Source organism: Bacillus sp. Xin1 (assembly GCF_013314535.1).
Lineage (GTDB): Bacteria > Bacillota > Bacilli > Bacillales > Bacillaceae_G > Bacillus_A.
Map to the genome: position 1 here is coordinate 84,294 of NZ_JABUAE010000005.1, position 17,753 is coordinate 102,046.

At 35.1% G+C, this 17,753-nt stretch carries 13 protein-coding genes and 2 pseudogenes; 7 read left to right on the plus strand and 8 right to left on the minus strand.

Annotation, left to right across the window (positions count from 1 at the left end; all coding sequences use genetic code 11):
* Window positions 1–139: 139 nt before the first annotated feature.
* Both HRG09_RS08070 and HRG09_RS08075 read right to left on the minus strand, forming a co-directional pair.
* Window positions 140–781, minus strand: coding sequence for a response regulator (locus HRG09_RS08070; protein ID WP_174100301.1), 642 nt, complete (start codon window positions 779–781; stop codon window positions 140–142).
* Between the two features lies 1 nt (window position 782).
* On the minus strand, window positions 783–2,615 hold the full coding sequence (locus HRG09_RS08075; protein WP_174100302.1) for a GAF domain-containing sensor histidine kinase: 1,833 nt from the start codon (window positions 2,613–2,615) through the stop codon (window positions 783–785).
* 642 nt (window positions 2,616–3,257) lie between these two features.
* Between HRG09_RS08075 and HRG09_RS29505 the strand changes: the two are divergent.
* A pseudogene (locus HRG09_RS29505) lies at window positions 3,258–3,554 on the plus strand (spore germination protein); the annotation flags it as partial.
* Window positions 3,539–4,084: pseudogene (locus HRG09_RS28780) on the plus strand (Ger(x)C family spore germination C-terminal domain-containing protein); the annotation flags it as partial. The pseudogenes HRG09_RS29505 and HRG09_RS28780, both read left to right, overlap by 16 nt.
* A gap of 41 nt (window positions 4,085–4,125) precedes the next feature.
* On the opposite strand, the gene treC reads toward HRG09_RS28780, so the two are convergent.
* From treC to treR, 3 genes are all read right to left on the minus strand, one after another.
* Window positions 4,126–5,787, minus strand: a complete 1,662-nt coding sequence (gene treC / locus HRG09_RS08085) for an alpha,alpha-phosphotrehalase (RefSeq protein ID WP_174100303.1) — start codon at window positions 5,785–5,787, stop codon at window positions 4,126–4,128.
* Between the two features lie 13 nt (window positions 5,788–5,800).
* Window positions 5,801–7,228, minus strand: coding sequence for a PTS system trehalose-specific EIIBC component (gene treP / locus HRG09_RS08090; protein WP_174100304.1), 1,428 nt, complete (start codon window positions 7,226–7,228; stop codon window positions 5,801–5,803).
* A gap of 146 nt (window positions 7,229–7,374) precedes the next feature.
* On the minus strand, window positions 7,375–8,085 hold the full coding sequence (gene treR / locus HRG09_RS08095; protein WP_174100305.1) for a trehalose operon repressor: 711 nt from the start codon (window positions 8,083–8,085) through the stop codon (window positions 7,375–7,377).
* 449 nt (window positions 8,086–8,534) lie between these two features.
* Here treR and HRG09_RS08100 point away from each other — a divergent pair, with 449 nt between their 5' ends.
* Complete coding sequence (locus HRG09_RS08100) at window positions 8,535–9,959, plus strand: amino acid permease (RefSeq protein ID WP_174100306.1); 1,425 nt, start codon at window positions 8,535–8,537, stop codon at window positions 9,957–9,959.
* A gap of 251 nt (window positions 9,960–10,210) precedes the next feature.
* On the opposite strand, the gene HRG09_RS08105 is transcribed toward HRG09_RS08100, so the two are convergent.
* Window positions 10,211–10,975 (minus strand): C39 family peptidase, encoded by a 765-nt coding sequence (locus HRG09_RS08105; RefSeq protein WP_174100307.1) that lies wholly within the window; start codon window positions 10,973–10,975, stop codon window positions 10,211–10,213.
* 239 nt (window positions 10,976–11,214) lie between these two features.
* Between HRG09_RS08105 and HRG09_RS08110 the strand changes: the two genes are divergently transcribed.
* The 3 genes from HRG09_RS08110 (at window position 11,215) to HRG09_RS08120 (ending at window position 15,666) form a co-directional block, all read left to right on the plus strand.
* Entirely contained in the window at window positions 11,215–12,744 is a 1,530-nt protein-coding gene (locus tag HRG09_RS08110; protein ID WP_174100308.1) for a cardiolipin synthase, read from the plus strand.
* 144 nt (window positions 12,745–12,888) lie between these two features.
* On the plus strand, window positions 12,889–13,782 hold the full coding sequence (locus HRG09_RS08115) for an ATP-binding protein (RefSeq protein ID WP_174100309.1): 894 nt from the start codon (window positions 12,889–12,891) through the stop codon (window positions 13,780–13,782).
* Between the two features lie 3 nt (window positions 13,783–13,785).
* Entirely contained in the window at window positions 13,786–15,666 is a 1,881-nt protein-coding gene (locus HRG09_RS08120; RefSeq protein ID WP_174100310.1) for a vWA domain-containing protein, read from the plus strand.
* 150 nt (window positions 15,667–15,816) lie between these two features.
* Here HRG09_RS08120 and HRG09_RS08125 read toward each other — a convergent pair whose 3' ends face one another.
* Window positions 15,817–16,239 carry an NUDIX hydrolase gene (locus HRG09_RS08125; protein ID WP_174100311.1) on the minus strand — a complete coding sequence of 141 codons (423 nt, stop codon included), beginning with the start codon at window positions 16,237–16,239 and terminating at the stop codon, window positions 15,817–15,819.
* Between the two features lie 191 nt (window positions 16,240–16,430).
* On the opposite strand from HRG09_RS08125, the gene HRG09_RS08130 reads away from it, so the two are divergent.
* On the plus strand, window positions 16,431–16,709 hold the full coding sequence (locus HRG09_RS08130; RefSeq protein WP_174100312.1) for a hypothetical protein: 279 nt from the start codon (window positions 16,431–16,433) through the stop codon (window positions 16,707–16,709).
* A 76-nt stretch (window positions 16,710–16,785) separates the two neighbouring features.
* Here HRG09_RS08130 and HRG09_RS08135 read toward each other — a convergent pair whose 3' ends face one another.
* A complete protein-coding gene (locus tag HRG09_RS08135; RefSeq protein ID WP_174100313.1) occupies window positions 16,786–17,751 on the minus strand; it encodes an L-threonine 3-dehydrogenase in 966 nt (321 codons plus the stop codon).
* Window positions 17,752–17,753 lie beyond the last annotated feature (2 nt).

The following is a 17,753-nucleotide window of genomic DNA, read 5'->3' on the forward strand; positions in this document are numbered from 1 at the left end:
ATTTTTCTGAATATTGAACAAAAGGAGTAATTTTTGTTCTAATGATTCTACACCTAAATAGTACAAAAGAACTATCTTGCTCTTTATTCTTTGGAATATAGAATAAAGAAACATGATAGTTCTTTTAGACATCTCTTATTTAGTCGAGCGGAACCAGCTGATTTCGGACAGCATAAATAACCGCTTGCGAACGACTCTTTACATTGAGCTTTTTAAAGATTTTATTGATGTGAATTTTAACGGTCTTGTCACTAATATATAGAGCTTCAGCAATTTCTTTATTACTAAGTCCCTTGACCAATTCAAAGAGAATTTCTTTTTCACGCTCTGTCAGTTCATTTTCGTTTGGTTCTACTTTCATTTGTTGCTGATGATACGTAATTAATTTTTTCGTCATGCGCGGATGAATAACTGAATCACCTTGATATAACATTCGAATTGCTGCTACTACTTGCTCTGATGATGAATCTTTCAATAAATAGCCATCAGCACCCGCCTGAAGCGCATCCATTAAATATTCATCATGTTCATACATAGTAAAAGCAAGCACTCGGCAAGCCGGATACTGTTTTTTCACTAACGCCGTAGCTTCAATTCCATTTTTCCCAGGAAGATTAATATCCATTAAAATACAATCTGGGCTGCATTCTTCAACTTTCTCTAATACCTCATCCCCAGAGATCGCTTCCCCAACTACTCTTATATCAGATTCAACCTCTAGTATGCTACGAATTGCGTCTCGTAAAAAAGCATGATCATCCACTACTAATATTTTAATCATTTTACGCACCCCTTGTTTGTGAATCTGGAATTAACAATGTAATTTCTGTCCCCTTCCCTACAGAACTATCAATCTGTAAAGTAGCCCCTAGCTGTTCAGCTTGTTCATTCATATGTAATATACCATAATGCGGCTCACACTTCGTTTTAACCATAGACTCAAATAGTGAAAAACCAATTCCATTATCCTTCACCTTTAAAAGTACGTGTTCACGCTGATAGCTTAACAGCACATCAACTTTTTCTGCCTGTGCATGTTTAACAATGTTCTGCAAACTCTCTTGAAATGTATCAAAAAGAACTCTTTCTTTAGAAAAACTGATTGTGCGAGAATGACCTCTTTCATGGTATGTAATGTCTATTTCATATTCTTGTTTTACAGATTTTATTTTACTTGCTATCGCTTGCTTAAGTCCTAATTGTTGCGTTGGATACGGCTTTAAAGCATAAATAGAATAACGAACTTCTCCTAAGCTTCCCCTTAATTTTTTTATACTTTTCTCCACTACTTCCTGCATCTCAATTGGTTTATCACGATATTTTTTCTGGGCGGATTCTAGTTGGAATATTACCCCAGCTAACGCTTGTGCGATACCATCGTGAATTTCGCGTGCAATTCGATTTCTTTCTTCTAAAATCATTCTTTTTTCCTGTTCAGAAATCAATATCCTTGTTTTAACTACGTTAGCTAATTGGTTAGAAAACGTAGCTAAAGACTGTACATCCTCTGGAAAAAAACCCGCATTTCTACTTTTTCCTGCAACAAACATTCCAACTAATTCATCATTTACAATAAGAGGGAAATATACAAGCGAGCGTATGACATCATCAAATACATCATCTCCAGGAGCCATACCAGTTTTCCAATCATTAAAAACAAGATTTTTGGAGATTTCTTCAAACTCCCTATGTATATCAGAATGATCAGAAAAATCAGGATGCACTTCCCCATCTTTTAATAAAAGATTCCAATTTCCATCATCTTTTGTCCATATTACATATGCTTGTATTCCAAAAAAACCTTTAAGTGCTTGTTTGATATGCTTCAAGTTCCCTCCGGTTAGTCCACGACTTATTTCTGTTGTAATAAGAAACAATTCGTATAATCGTTCCTTCTCTATCCTTATTCGCACAGAAAAAGAGCTGATAACTGAAATTGCTACAAGTGGAAAAAAGAAAAACAATACTGTAATCTCGTTTATCTCCACACTATATGCACTAACTAAGAAATGCATCAGAGCAGCGTAACATAAACCAAAAGTTTCACAAAGAAATACCGTTGTGGTTTTTTTATACCATTGATGTATTGAATACGGCTGAGGAAGGAGTACCATTAACAAATCGTAAAAACGGTTGTTGAAAAAACAAAAAAACACGCAAAACAATAACAAATATATTAATTGCTCATACAGGAATGACATATCCATGCTGCTAATCAATAAAGACAGACATTCATTGGAAAACCATTCTGCCAAGATCAAACTAAGAGCATGCTGGGTACTATTAAATAGCATTCTTTGCACTGGCGAACGACGATGCAGATGAATAATTAGCGTAACAAATACAATTGCAATAATAGTTATATGTATTCCAAACTGCCAACTCATAGCGTAAATAATCGGAAAGGTAAGCGAGCTAGTTCCTCTCCAAAATCGTACAGGAAAATACTCTGCAATCCCCATAAATATCAATAACAATATCAGTATTGTTGGATGAGAAGGGATTTTAATTTCAAGTAAAGATATAGTTATAGTAATCAAACCAAGAAAAGAAATGAAATAAAGATAATAACTAGCAACTTTTTCTCTCATAGAAATAGAATCTACATCTTTCAAAACAGCCCCTTCTTTCTTTATAAGAATACATTTTCTCTATTATCCAACAAAAAACCGGCACTGGCAAAATGGAAGAACTTCCACTAGCCAATCACCGGCTGTGTACTACACCTAAACAGGCAAGACACAATATTAGTATAAATTGCTTTTCATCTATTTCCTATTCATCAAATGATGTAATTGTGCATACCATTGGACGTAATCTTTATAGTACAAAAGATGTATGTGTTTGTAGTATGAATATGATGTTTGATCAAAACTATCTTTGATCAAATAAAAAAATTTTTGATTCGATTCAAACGCCTTTCTGCTCTACTTTCTACAAATAGTTCATCACATCCGTACATTTGATCATCTCTAAACCTTAGCTTCATACACAATCAAATCCCCGACGATAACTTGCCCTTACCACTCAAACATTTATCTTCTATTTAGCCTCTTTGCTTGTTTCTGAGACTTGATTTAGTCATGAGAACATTCTCCTTTAAAACTTCCACACTATATGAAATCCCCTTCAAAATAAAAATCATCTTTGGATGATTTTCCCTTCTCATAATTCTTCTTATTTTACATAGATTAAAGCATAATTTTTTCCTAAAAAGCCCAAATTAACATCATAATTTTTTATTCAATGTGAAAGGGATGGCTAATGTGGTACATACAAAGCAAAACAATATTAAATCCGCAAATAAAACACAACCTATATTCCCATCACTTCAAGAAAATATCAATTATATTGAAAACAAACTATTTCATTCTGATGATTTAAAAAAACTCGATCTTCCTTTTCAAAATGGAAAAGGAACTCTATTGTATATTGAATCTTTAGCAGATTCTAATTTAATTCATCAATTAGCTATCGAACCTTTATTAACACAAACTGAATTACCACTCGATAAAGTTCTTTCTACCTTAAATATGAAAAAGGAAAAGAAATTGTAACAAATGGTCTAGCATTATTTCACAACGATCAATTAACAGGTCTTCTCCCTACTGAACAATGAGTACTCTTTGTATTATTATCGGAGAAAATGGGGAAAACTGCTCGTATGACGCAGAGATTATCGAGTAAAGACTCATCCAATCTATCTGATTATGTGACGTTTGAAGTAAGTAAAGGGAGAGTAAAAAGAAAATTGAAAGTGACAACAGACAAAAATGATAACGTTCATGTAAATATTAAACTTCACTTGCAAATCATTGTCCTTGAATATCCGAAAGGCCAATTGCATAAAACAAAAGAAAGAGAGAATTTGAATAAGCAATTATCCAAACAGCTTACAAACGAATCTAAAAAAATTATTAAAACTCTCCAAAAAGCTCATTGTGATGCCTTCGGTATCGGCAGACAGCTTATTGCTTATCATCCAGATTTGTGGAAGAAAAAGAACTGGAAAGAAGATTACCCAAAGGTGAAATTTACTCCTGAAGTAGAAGTGAAAATGTTATATAGCGGCGTTTTAAATTAATAAGAGGTTGAATGCTATGGGCATCCACCCTCTTATTTCAATTATTTAGTAAATCGATACACGATGGATTCATACGGTCTAAGGATAAGCTTTCTAATCTCCTCACCTGAATCCTCATAATTTGATATTAATATTTCTTGCTTCATCCCACTTACTTTAATCTCTTTTGGCACAGAATATGTTATTGTTTCTCCATAGAAATTATTGATTGCAAGTAGCATTTCATCATTTAACTCGCGAGTATATACCCAAACATTCGGATGATTCATATCTATAATTTCATATTTACCATCTGTAATTACGTCATATTTTTTCCTAAGGGCAATTAATTTTTTATAGTGATAAAAAACAGATTCTCTATCTTGTAAGGCGTTTTCCACATTAATCTTTTTGTAATTCTCTGCAACCGAAATCCAAGGTGTACTTGTTGTAAAACCAGCATTTTTTTCTTCATTCCACTGCATAGGTGTACGTGAATTATCTCGAGATTTTTGTTGTAAGATTTCAATGATTTCTTTTTTTGACATGCCCTCTGCTTGTTTCATTTTATAAATATTTAAAGATTCTACATCACGATACAAATCGATATGATCAAACCCTGGATTCGTCATGCCAATTTCTTCACCTTGATAAATATAAGGTGTGCCTTGCAACATATGCATCGCAGTTGCTAACATTTTTGCCGATTCATTTCGGTACCGCTTATCTTCACCAAAACGAGATACAATGCGCGGTTGATCATGGTTACACCAGAACAGAGCATTCCAGCCCCCACCTTCTTGCATTTCAATTTGCCACTTTGACATTATTTCTTTCAACTGCCTGAAATCAAAGTCAGCTTTTGTCCATTTATCTCCATTTGGATAATCTACTTTTAAATGGTGAAAGCTGAAAGTCATACTTAATTCCTTCCGCTCTGGATTTGAATACTTAATACAATTATCAATTGTTGTAGATGACATTTCTCCAACTGTGATTACGTCTTTCCCCTCAAATACTTCATGATTCATTTCTTGTAAATATTCATGAACACGAGGTCCATCTGTGTAGTATTTCCGTCCATCACTAGTAGCAGTTGTTCCTTCATCATCTAAAAAACGTTGATCTTTTGAAATTAAGTTAATGACATCAAGCCGGAATCCTTTGACCCCTTTTTCAAGCCAAAAGCGCATCATTTCGTACACTCCTTCCCGAAGCTTTTCATTTTCCCAATTTAAATCAGCTTGCGTTTTATCAAACAAATGCAAATAATATTGCCCTGTTTTCTCATCATATTCCCAAGCGGAACCACCAAACTTAGACTGCCAATTGTTCTTTTCATCACGCCATATATAAAAATCACGGTACGGGCTATTTTTATCATGGCGCGCTTCTTGAAACCACTTATGCTCCGTCGAACTATGGTTCACAACGATATCAAGCATAATATCAATTTCACGTTTCTGCGCTTCTGATAAAAGTTCTTCAAATTCTTCCATCGTTCCATAAGATGGATCTATTGAATAATAATCACTCACATCATAGCCATTATCATTTTGCGGTGAACGATAAATGGGCGTAAGCCAAATATAATCAACACCTAGTTTTTGTAGATAATCTAATTTCTCTGTTACACCTTTTATATCGCCTGTCTCTGTATTGTAATAGCTATTAAAGCTTTTCGGATAAATTTGATAAACAACACTTTTATGCCAATCTTTCATGCTAAACTGCCTCCTACTTCTGTTTTACTCGCTTTGCAAATAACCACGTTAAAACAAATGGAACGACCACTGCGATTATCATGCCAACCACAAACATTGGAATTGATTTCGGAATGATAGAAATAAATGCTGGTAAACCACCAATTCCAATCGCTGGTGCTAATACACCATTTAGCGTGATAAATACTGCAGCAAGCGCTGATCCCGTAATTGCTGCATAAAACGGAAATTTATTTCTTAAATTCACACCAAACATTGCTGGTTCTGTAATACCGAAGTACGCTGAAATAGCTGATGTTGATGCCATACTTTTATCATTTTGATTTTTTGAAATCCAAAACATTGCAAGTGCCGCACTACCTTGTGCAATATTAGAAAGGGCAATCATTGGCCAAATAAATGTACCACCATTTTGTGAAATCAACTGTAAATCAATTGCAATAAACATATGGTGCATACCTGTAATAACTAATGGTGCATATAGTGCTCCAAATAGCACTGCACCGATTGCAGGAACTGTTTCATATACACCAACTAAACCAGCTGTTAATAAATCACCAATATGACGTGTAACTGGACCAATAACTCCTAATGCTAATACACCAGTCACAACGATTGTTGTAATCGGTACAACTAATAGTTGTATCGCATTTGGTACACGTTTTTTCAGGAAAATCTCAACTTTACTTAGCACAAATGCTGCTGCTAAAATCGGTAAAATTTGTCCTTGATACCCTACTTTTTCAATTTGGAACAATCCTAAAATATTAAAGTACTCAATTTTTTGTCCATCTAGTCCTGCCGATGCTTTTCCATAATTCCATGCATTTAATAAATCAGGATGTACAAGCATTAACCCCATTACAATCCCGAGTATTGGACTGCCGCCGAAACGTTTTGTCGCAGACCAACCAACAAGTGCTGGTAAGAATACAAATGCGGTATTTGCCATCATATTAATTAAATCCCATAGCCCGCCTAAGTTTGGATATACTTCTAATAAATTTTTCCCTTCAAAAAATAAGTCTTTAGCACCTAGTAAATTATTAATCCCCATAAGTAAACCAGCTGTAACAATTGCTGGCAAAATCGGCATAAATACATCAGAAAATATCTTTACAAATTTTTGCATCGGATTTAATTTTTGATTTCCCGAATCCTTCACATCCGCAACTGTCGATTCCTTCATACCTGCAAGCGTTATCAATTCTGCATATACTCGGTCTACATCTCCTGGACCAATAACAATTTGAAATATGCCAGCGTTATGAAACGCTCCTTTTACTAAGGAAACTTCTTGCAGTTTATCGCTATCTATTTTACTTTCATCCTTTAAAGCGATACGAAGTCTTGTTACACAGTGAGCTGCTTGTTCAATATTTTCTTTACCACCAATATATTTCAGCACTTCTTCTGCTGTTTTACGATAATCTTTCCCCATATCCCGTCCCTCTTTTCTTTTTTGATACCGTTTACAATTACATATTAACTCGTATATATAAGTTAGTCAACACTCGTATATACGAGTTCACATTATTTTTTATCGAAATACACAAAAAGAGATGAAACATCTATCGTTTCATCTCTTTATTTTCTCCGTGCCACATCCGAAAAATGAAAAATATCAAGTCGGTGACGTGACTCCGTATATTCAAACTGACTTCCATCATAAAGGTGCGTAAAGTTTTTTACAACGACTACATAATCTGTTCCATTCAAATCTAAATACTTACGATCATCTTCTGTACAAGGCTGCACTTCGATAATACGTTGTGAATAACTAATATGTAATCCTAATTCTTTCTCGATGTATTTATAAATCGATTTCTCGGCAATTTCCTTTGATAATCCTGGAATATATTCAGATACAAAATAGTTTACATCTAGAATCACGTTTTCTCCATCAATATTTCGAACACGTTTAATATGATCTATCTTCGCTTTTGCCTTTACGTTTAATAATTTTGCTATATCTTTTGTTGCTTCGAGCTCCTTCATCTCTACAACATTTGTTATACAATGGCGGCCCAACCTTTCATTTTCTTCTTGAAAACTCACAATTCCACCAAAGTTGAATTCAATATTTTTTCGTTTTAAAACAAAAACACCCTTACCATGTATTTTCTGTACATATCCACGTTCCTGTAATAAGTCCACCGCTTTTCTTACTGTTCCACGACTCGCTTCATACTGCTTCATTAACTCTGTTTCAGAAGGAATTTTACACCCCTCTTGTAATGTGCGACTATCAATTGAATTACTTATCTCCGTATAAATTTGTTCATACTTACTTATCATTTTGAATATCCCCTTGTCACCTTCTAATTCTATTTGTATTATAGCATGTCAAAAATCTATTCCAATCTCTCAATTATTTTCCAATACAAGAAATATCTATATAAATATTTAGTCATCAATACGAATTTTTATAAATTTTTTCACATTTCTCTTTTCATTCTAAAAAACATGTAGTATACTAACTTCAAAATCAGAGGAGAAAGGGAGCAAAGAACTATGCTTACCAATACGACTATAGTTACATTTGCACAAAAACATCATCATCATACTTAACCCTTGAAACCTAGCGGAAAAATTCACGCGTAGGTACAAGGGTTATTCCCGTTGTACCTACGTTAGGCAAAGAGCCATGTAGGTATTTTTTATCTACATGGCTCTTTTTTTGTTCTCAAAAACGCTAGTAAAAAGATGATGAATAAGCAAAACTACTACAAAGGAGATAAACAAACATGGAAACGAAAAAATGGGGTTTATGGATTTTAACAGCATTTGTTGTTGGAAATATGGTTGGTGGCGGCGTATTTATGCTTCCAGCAAATTTAGCACAAGTATCAGGACCAATGGGTTCTACACTTGCATGGAGTATTACAGGACTTGGTGTATTTATGATTGCTCTTGTATTTGGAAACCTGGCCGTACGTAAACCAAATTTAAAGGCTGGGCCACAAAGTTACGCACAAGCAATGTTTACTTCTCAAAAGGCAGGTAAAGTTGCTGGATATAGTATGGCATGGGGATACTGGGCGGCAAACTGGGCGGCAACTGCTTCTGTTATTATTTCATTTGCAGGATACCTATCTACATTCTTCCCAGTTTTACAAAGTAAGCAAGTTCTTTTTTCACTAAACGGATTTTCATTAGAACTTGGAAAAGGTTTAACATTTGCTGTATGTAGCATAATGCTATGGGGCATTCAATATATTCTTTCTCAAAATATTGATAGTGCTGGTAACATGAATCTGCTTGCAACCATTGCAAAAATCATTGGATTTACAATGTTTATCGTCATTACATTATTTATTTTTAATGTTTCTAATTTTGGCGATGGTCAAACATTTATGAATGAAGCTGGGAAATCGATTCCATTAGGCGGACAAATAAATTCCGCTGCAATTGCAACTCTTTGGGCATTTATAGGAATTGAGTCAGCAGTTATGCTATCGAATCGCGCAAAATCACAGCGCGATGTAAAAAAGGCAACAATTTTCGGTTTAATTATTGCTCTTCTTATTTACATGGCAATTACACTACTGACAATGGGTGCTCTTCCACAAGATGCTTTAAAAGAGTCACAAAAACCTTTAGTAGATGCTTTAAACCTAGCCATCGGTAATAAGGGTGCTTATATCATGGCACTACTTGCACTTGTATCATTATTTGGATCTACTGTTGGCTGGATTGTTGTTAGCTCGGAAGTACCTTATCAAGCAGCAAAGAACGGAATTTTCCCGAAATTTTTTGGAAAAACGAATAAAAAAGGAAGTCCTTCAAAATCACTGTTTATTACAAATATTATGACGCAAATTTTCTTGTTCTCAACAATATCTGGCACTGTTTCAGAAGCTTATAATTTTGCCATTGCTGTTGCGACTTTAGCTTATTTAATTCCATACCTTGTTTCTACCCTATACCAATTAAAGCTTGTTGTTACAGGAGAGACATACGATATAACACCAGGCTCTCGAGTAAAGGATGGAATCATTACCGTACTTGCACTCCTATACTCCATTTGGGTAATTAAAACGGGAACAGCTGATTTAAAAACATTTTTCTTAGGAATTGGATTGTTTGTATTAGGTCTCGTTCTTTACCCGATTCTTATGAAAAATTCATCTACTTCTGCTTCAGAACAGCCTAATAATAAAGCTAGCTAATACAACAGAAGCTGTGAGCTACATTCCAAATATACTGGAGTGTTTCCCACAGCTTTTTGTATTCCTAAGAAACGTTCAACTAATAATCAGTGGAGGATGAAGAAAACCGCCACTAATTAAAGTTTCATTATATATTGTTTCACATGAAACTCTTTCTATGCTAATAAAGTGAAACTTTGATTCCCCTTTATCAATTGTACTTTTAGCGGTTAAATAAACCAGCGGCACTTGAATCTACATAGTAAATATGATTACTTAAGCTCTTTTTTATAGCTAATCGCTTGCTTCCCCATTTGCTCCCAAGCTGCTTGAAATTCATTTTTGGAAACAGCGATATGTGGTTCTGCTCCAAGAGGATTATGAACATATACTTTTTCTTTATCATATCCGGTTACGAGCACACTATGCTCATAGTACGTAATACGAACCATTCCTTGCGGCGTTTCCCAATTACGAAAATGACCATCGGAAAGACGCCGAAAAGTAGAATTTGTAATGACTAAAACTGGTATCCCCGAACGAATTTGTGTATAAATACTCTCTATATCTTTTCCCGTTAAATCAATTGCTCGTTCCCCTAAATATTGCTGTGCCAATTTATAAATTGGCTTATGATATGCTCCATATCCAGGATAAGAATACGTGTAAATATTCCCAACAAACCCCTCGTTTGGATGCCCATGTTTATTTCCAATCCAAAACGGAACTTTATGTATTTCCTTGGCTAACCTCATTTTATCTACTTGAATATTTGCTGACTGAAGTAGCATCGCCAAACTCGTTACTTCACAACCTCTTTTTAATTCAGGAAGCTGTCTTATAAACGGAACATGTGATAAAACAATTTTCTCTGGTAAAGGTTTTGCTGTTTCTTGTTTCACTTGTTGAATCTTATATTGATTTGCTTTCCCATCCATTTTTACTGATGGAGAAGGCTTCTTATTCACTGGAGAACAACTTCCAAATAATACTGTAAAAACAAAAAGTAGCTTATACAATTGCACATATTTTTGCATATATATAACTCTAACTCCATTTCATATTAAAATGCCTCTTTCCTATTGTGTACGATTACAAATAAAATCTCCTTGTTATTTTTTCCCGAATCGTCTTATCACCCTATGCAGGACAAATGCGGAAGGCTTGGGCATTTTATCTAGATTTGTACAGATAAAACAAAACGTTTTATAATAAGGGTGCTATACTAAATTTCTATAAAGTAATACATAAGAAAGAATAGGTGAAATATATACATATGAAAAACCGTGTCGTTCAATTACTATTTGTATTTACACTTGTAGCAATTGTACTTATGCTCTTAAATAAAGAGGTCATATCTTTATATAAATTTGTTGGTGTACTATGGTCGATTACGATTATAGGAATTTCCTTCATTATTTTTATCGAAAATCGCTCTCCACAAAGTACACTTGCATGGTTTTTAGTATTAGCGCTTCTTCCTGTTGTTGGTGTACTATTGTATGCACTTTTTGGACGAAGTCGCTGGAGAAGAACAAAACATTTGCATCGTGCAGAAGAACAGCGAAATGTATTCCGGCAGATTTTAGAAGGCAAGCGTTTAGATGTAGCACTTCCTTCCTCATTAAATGAACGGTCTACCCATTTAACTAAAGTTGTCCAAAAATTTGGCGGTGGTCCTGTCGCAGATGAAACAACAACAAAGCTATTAACAAACGGAGAAGAAACATTTACCGAGATCATACAGGCCATCGAAAATGCACAGCATCACATTCATATTCAATACTATATTTATCGTTCAGATGAAATCGGCACAAGAATTCGGGATGCATTAATAGAAAAAGCAAAATCGGGCGTCATCGTGCGTTTTCTTTACGATGGACTTGGAAGTAATACACTGCGAAATCGCTTCTTACAACCGATGAAAGAAGCCGGAATTGAAATCGTTGAATTTGACCCCATTCTTTCACCGTGGCTACTGGAAACAGTCAATTATCGGAACCATCGTAAAATTGTTATTGTAGATGGAGTCATTGGTTTTACTGGTGGACTTAACGTTGGTGATGAATATCTTGGCCGCTCGAAAAAGTTTCCAATTTGGCGCGATAGCCATTTAAAAATAGAAGGAAAAGCATTGTATAAACTACAAGCTGTTTTTCTAGAGGATTGGCTATATGCTTCTAGCGGTTTAAATACCTATTCTTGGGATTCATTTATGAATAGAGAATACTTTCCTGGACAAGGTATTCCTCAAGCAGAAGGTGCCGTTCAGATTATCGCAAGTGGTCCAAGTTCCGATGATAAGAGCATTCGCAATGCTTTGTTAGCCGCTATGGGCTCGGCGAAAAAATCCATTTGGATCGCAACGCCCTACTTTATTCCAGATCAAGAAACATTAACATTATTGCGTTTAAGCGCCACTGCTGGAATTGATGTCCGCGTTCTATATCCAGGCAAAAACGATAGTATCATTAGTGATCAAGCGTCCCAATCCTACTTTACACCACTCTTAAAAGCTGGAGTCTCTATTTATCGCTATAAAGATGCATTTATGCATGCGAAAATTGTACTTGTTGATGATGAGATTGCATCAATTGGTACAGCAAATATGGATATTCGTAGCTTTGAGCTTAATTATGAGATTATTGCAATGTTATACGAATCCAAAACAGTTCTCGATATTAAACAGGATTTTGAAGAGGACTTTAACAATTCTATAGAAATCAGATGGGAATCATTTCAAAAGCGTAGTATTCGAAAACGCATACTGGAATCCCTAATGCGTCTAATTTCACCCTTACTTTAAAAAGTAATCAAAATACATTTGATTACTTTTTTCTTTTATAATGATACATTCCCCTCCCTCTCCTTTTCTTTGCATACCATATTAAAACAAGTTATCATAAGATGTATTGTTTACTTTATGAAAATAATGTTAGGTGGGAAATACATGTTAGAACAATTTCATATACATGCTGATTTAAAACAGCAATTAGCAACAATTCACGACAAAAATAAGCAAGCAGCTGGTGAAAATGCACATTTAATTGGAACAAAAATGTATAAAGCATCAGATAGCAGCATTATTGAAGATGCCATTACAGCACTTTTACTTGGCAAAAACATTTTATTAAAAGGCCCGACAGGAAGCGGTAAAACTGTACTTGCAGAAACACTATCTTCTTTATTCCAAAAACCAATGCACAGTATTAACTGTTCTGTCGATTTAGATGTTGAAGGTATTTTAGGATACAATACTTTAAAAACAAAAGATGGAGCATCTGAAGTTTCCTTCGTTGACGGTCCTCTTATGAAAGCAATGAAAAACGGCCATTTCTTATATATCGATGAAATCAATATGGCAAAACCTGAAACACTTCCTCTTCTTCACGGTGCGTTAGATTACCGTAAAATGATCACAAACCCATTTACACAACAAGTTGTATATGGTGATGAGGAGTACCGCGTTATTGCGGCAATTAACGAAGGTTACGTTGGAACGAGCGAACTAAACGAAGCATTAAAAAACCGCTTCGTCATCATTGAAGTTCCTTACATTCAAGGTGATACATTAAAAGAATTATTACTGTCTGAATCAAAATTAAAAGATGTTGCAACGATTGGAAAATTTGTAGCATTCGCAAGTGACCTCATGCCACTTGCTCGTGATGGACGCGTCAGTGAAGAAGCAGCAAGTATTCGCGGAATTATCGACGCATGTGATTTAGGTGTATATATCCCTGTTATGCGTGCGATTGAGCGCAGCATCATCGCAAAATTAAATGATGAAACAGAACAAATGACTGTCCGTGAATTAGCAGAAAGCTACTTTTTTGAGGGATAATTCATGAGACAAATTTTTAGTGACAAAAAAATTGATGCGTCGCTGTTTCTTCAAATGGAAAATTTAATGTATGCCCTTCTAAAAGAAGAAGATGCCTACCTTGAGTACGGCTATAAAGCATACTACGACGAAATAGAAAAAAAGGTTGTCATTAGTCACTTTTGGGATGATCGAAAAGAAGAAGATACCGTAATCGGACTAAAAAGCGAAGTGTTTTTAAAAGCACTTGGTAATAAACATTACTCGGACATGACTTTAATTCGCTCTTATGCAATTGAATTACAAGAATCTCCTCTTAAAAAGTTTTTAACACAATTATTTGTTTTATTAGAAGATTTACGGGTTGAGGAAATCGTGAAAAGCTTACGTCCTGGCACAAAACATATTTTTAAGCGCCGAAAAGAAATGTATCGTAATTACTTCGGCTCACAAAATGAAATAAACCGCGTTCGTAATTATCACGGCGATCGTCTATTTTGTTTATGTTATCTTTCATTAACGAGCGATAAATATGAAATGTTTAACAATGAATATTTCGAGCAAATTGAAACGATTTTACACGAAACATTCCAAGCACGTAATACGGAAGATATTATGTACGTCGTTGAAAAAATTCGCTATCGTCTAGAAGGTCTTCTGGAAAATGATATGATCAATAACTACTTCGGACACGCCCCACTCTACTTATCTGTCATTGCAGATGAAAAGAACTGTCGCGTCGAAGAATTAGCAAATGATGATACTCAAATCGTAGATGATGAGAATAAAAATAAAATTAATGAAAGCTTCTCAACATGGCATCGTGAAAATAAAAATAACGAAAACGAGAACTTTTTACGCTTTGAATTAGAAAGCGGAACAAAAACAAATATGATGGGTGATACCGCTCGTGAATCAGAAGATGGCGATCAAGCGCTTGGTTCTGTACAAGGGACTTCGCAAAAAAGTACGCAATCTAACTTTGATGGGGCTGATGCAGAAGAAGCAAGAGCTTCCCATGCATCTAGTCAAAATGAAGGCATATACGGTAAATATAACGTTGGTGCTTCTCATACATTTAAAGAAGCACGCAAGCCAAATCCTGATGATAAAAAAGATTATCAAGCGATCAAATCAGTCATTAATAAAGATGTAAAAGAGTTAAAGAAAATCATTGAGAAGACGATCGAAAACAAAACAAACGCAAATAGTGATAAATATTACGGAAGACTTCGTAAGAAATTCCTTCGTATTTATACAGAAAAACAGCCGCGTATGTTTTATAAAAAGGGACAAGAATCGCAAGAGCTTGACGTTGCTTTTCAACTATTAGTCGACTGCTCTGGTTCTATGTATAACAAAATGGAAGAAACGAAAAAGAGTGTTGTTCTATTCCATGAAGCATTAAAATCATTAAAAATTCCACATGCAATTAGTGGATTCTGGGAAGATGCTTCTAGTGCGACACCAGAAGATAAACCAAACGTAATTCATGAAGTGGTAACATACAAAAACTCAACGCTTCCAAACGTTGGTCCAGAAATAATGCAACTTCGCGAAGAAGAAGACAATCGCGACGGTTACATTATCCGCATCGTTTCAGAAAAACTAGCAAAACGACCAGAGAAGCACAAATTCCTACTCGTATTTACAGACGGTGAACCATCTGCTTTAGACTACCAACAAGATGGTATTTTAGATACACACGAGGCGGTTAAACTTGCTCGTAAAAGCGGTATGGAAGTCATCGGGATTTTCATCGAAGAAGGCGAAGCAAAAGAAGCAACATATCAATTGATGAAAAATATTTATAATCATCATTTCTTAGTTGCAAACCACGCTGAAGATTTACGCTTAAAGATTAAGCCGTTATTGAAGAAATTATTGCTGAAGACGATTGAATAACAAGCAGGAGCCCATTTGGCTCCTGTTTTTTAATCGTTATTTGTCGAGTGATCGATATCCTATGTCGAATCGCTGATATATTTTAATTTGCGCCGATATACGTAAGAAACAGTCGATATCTTTGAAAAAGCGCCGATAAAATTTCATGTACTATTTTGTTTCCTTTTGAAATTTATATGGAATAGATGTTTTTAATAACGATTCAATTCCCCCATCATAATATGGAAAGCGCGTGTTTGCTGTTTTCACATCGATCCATTCTATTACCGAAATCTCATCTGCATCTTGCACAGCAATATCCCCATCTATCACATCGGCGTGAAAAGTAATCAACAATGCATGGTTACTTACCTCAGTAAAAAACTTTTCGTTTATTGCAGCAACCCCCTGTATCTCTACTATTAATCCTGTTTCTTCTTTTGCCTCTCTTACAGCTGCAGCTTCTAATGTTTCTCCTTTTTCCACTGCGCCACCTGGTAATGACCAAGCATTTTGTTCTACATTATGTACCATTAATATTTGATTCTTTTCTTGATTATAAATTAATGAATAGACAACATCGACTCTTTTCATATATATTTCCTCCTATTTGTATTTTTACGTATCTAAATTTGGTTCAATTTTCTATACAATTCTACTCGCTCGCACTACTAATTATGAAGATATATAAATAATTCTATTAAGAAGAAAAGGAAATGAAAAATTCATAAAAACCTTTTTGGGTATATTAAGGAAGGCGTCTACTACTAAATATATTAGAAAGGATGTTTCATTTGTCCCCAAAAAAGGATGAACAATATACGGATGTTACAGCTGCTGAAGCAAGACATGAATATATCATTCCCGAAGAGTTTCCTGAGGGGCCTTACGGTTCTTCCACTAACAGAAATTTAGGAAAATCGACTCCTTGGGAGAAAGATCAAAAAACACATAAAGCATTTAGTTACGAATATGAAAAACAATACGAAGAAACAGAGCAGCAATATCCTGAAGCTAGCACCGAAACAAGAAGCGTAGATACGAATAAGGTAAAATCTATATAACGAGAAAATGTATTTCTTTCCTAAACTAAGTTTCACAAAAAGAACCGCTTCAAAGAATTGAAGCGGTTCTTTTTCATTAGCTAAGCACTAACTCAGCTGTTAACTTTTTTTTTAACTTTGCCAGCATATCAGCTGTCATTTTATCTAAGTCGTAATCCGCTTTAAAGCCCCACTCTTCTTTCGCTGCTGTCGCATCGATTGAGTTTGGCCAACTATCAGCAATTGTTTGACGAGCTGGATCTACAGCGTAATCCATTGTAAACGTCGGAATGTGCTTACGGATTGCTGCTGCAATTTGTTCCGGTTCGAAACTCATTGCAGTAATATTAAAAGCGTTACGATGTATTAACTTACTTGGATCTGCTTCCATTAAAGAAACAATTGCTTGCAGTGCATCTGGCATATACATCATATCCATGTATGTGCCTTCCGCAATGTAAGAGGTGTAGGTACCTTTTTTAATTGCTTCATAATAAATTTCAACTGCATAATCAGTTGTGCCGCCTCCTGGAGGAGCTACGTAAGAAATTAAACCTGGGAAACGTACACCGCGCGTATCAACGCCAAATTTTTGATGATAATAATCGCATAATAATTCTCCTGCTACTTTGTTTACCCCATACATTGTAGTAGGACGCTGAATTGTATCTTGCGGTGTATTATCTTTTGGCGTTGTTGGACCAAATGCACCGATAGAACTTGGTGTGAAAAATTTACATTCCAGCTCACGTGCTGCTTCTAACGCATTTACAAGTCCGCCCATATTTAAATTCCACGCAAATAACGGATTCTTTTCTGCAGTCGCTGAAAGTAAAGCTGCTAAATGAATAATTGTATCTACTTCATTACGTTTTGCAATATCGTGTAGTTTCTGACCATCAGTTACATCTAACGTTTCAAATGGACCAGATTTTACGACATCACTATCCGTCTCACGAATATCTGTTGCAATAACGTTTGATGCGCCGTATACATCACGAAGTTTCATTACAAGTTCAGAACCAATTTGCCCTAAAGAACCGGTTACTAGAATTTTTTTCATTT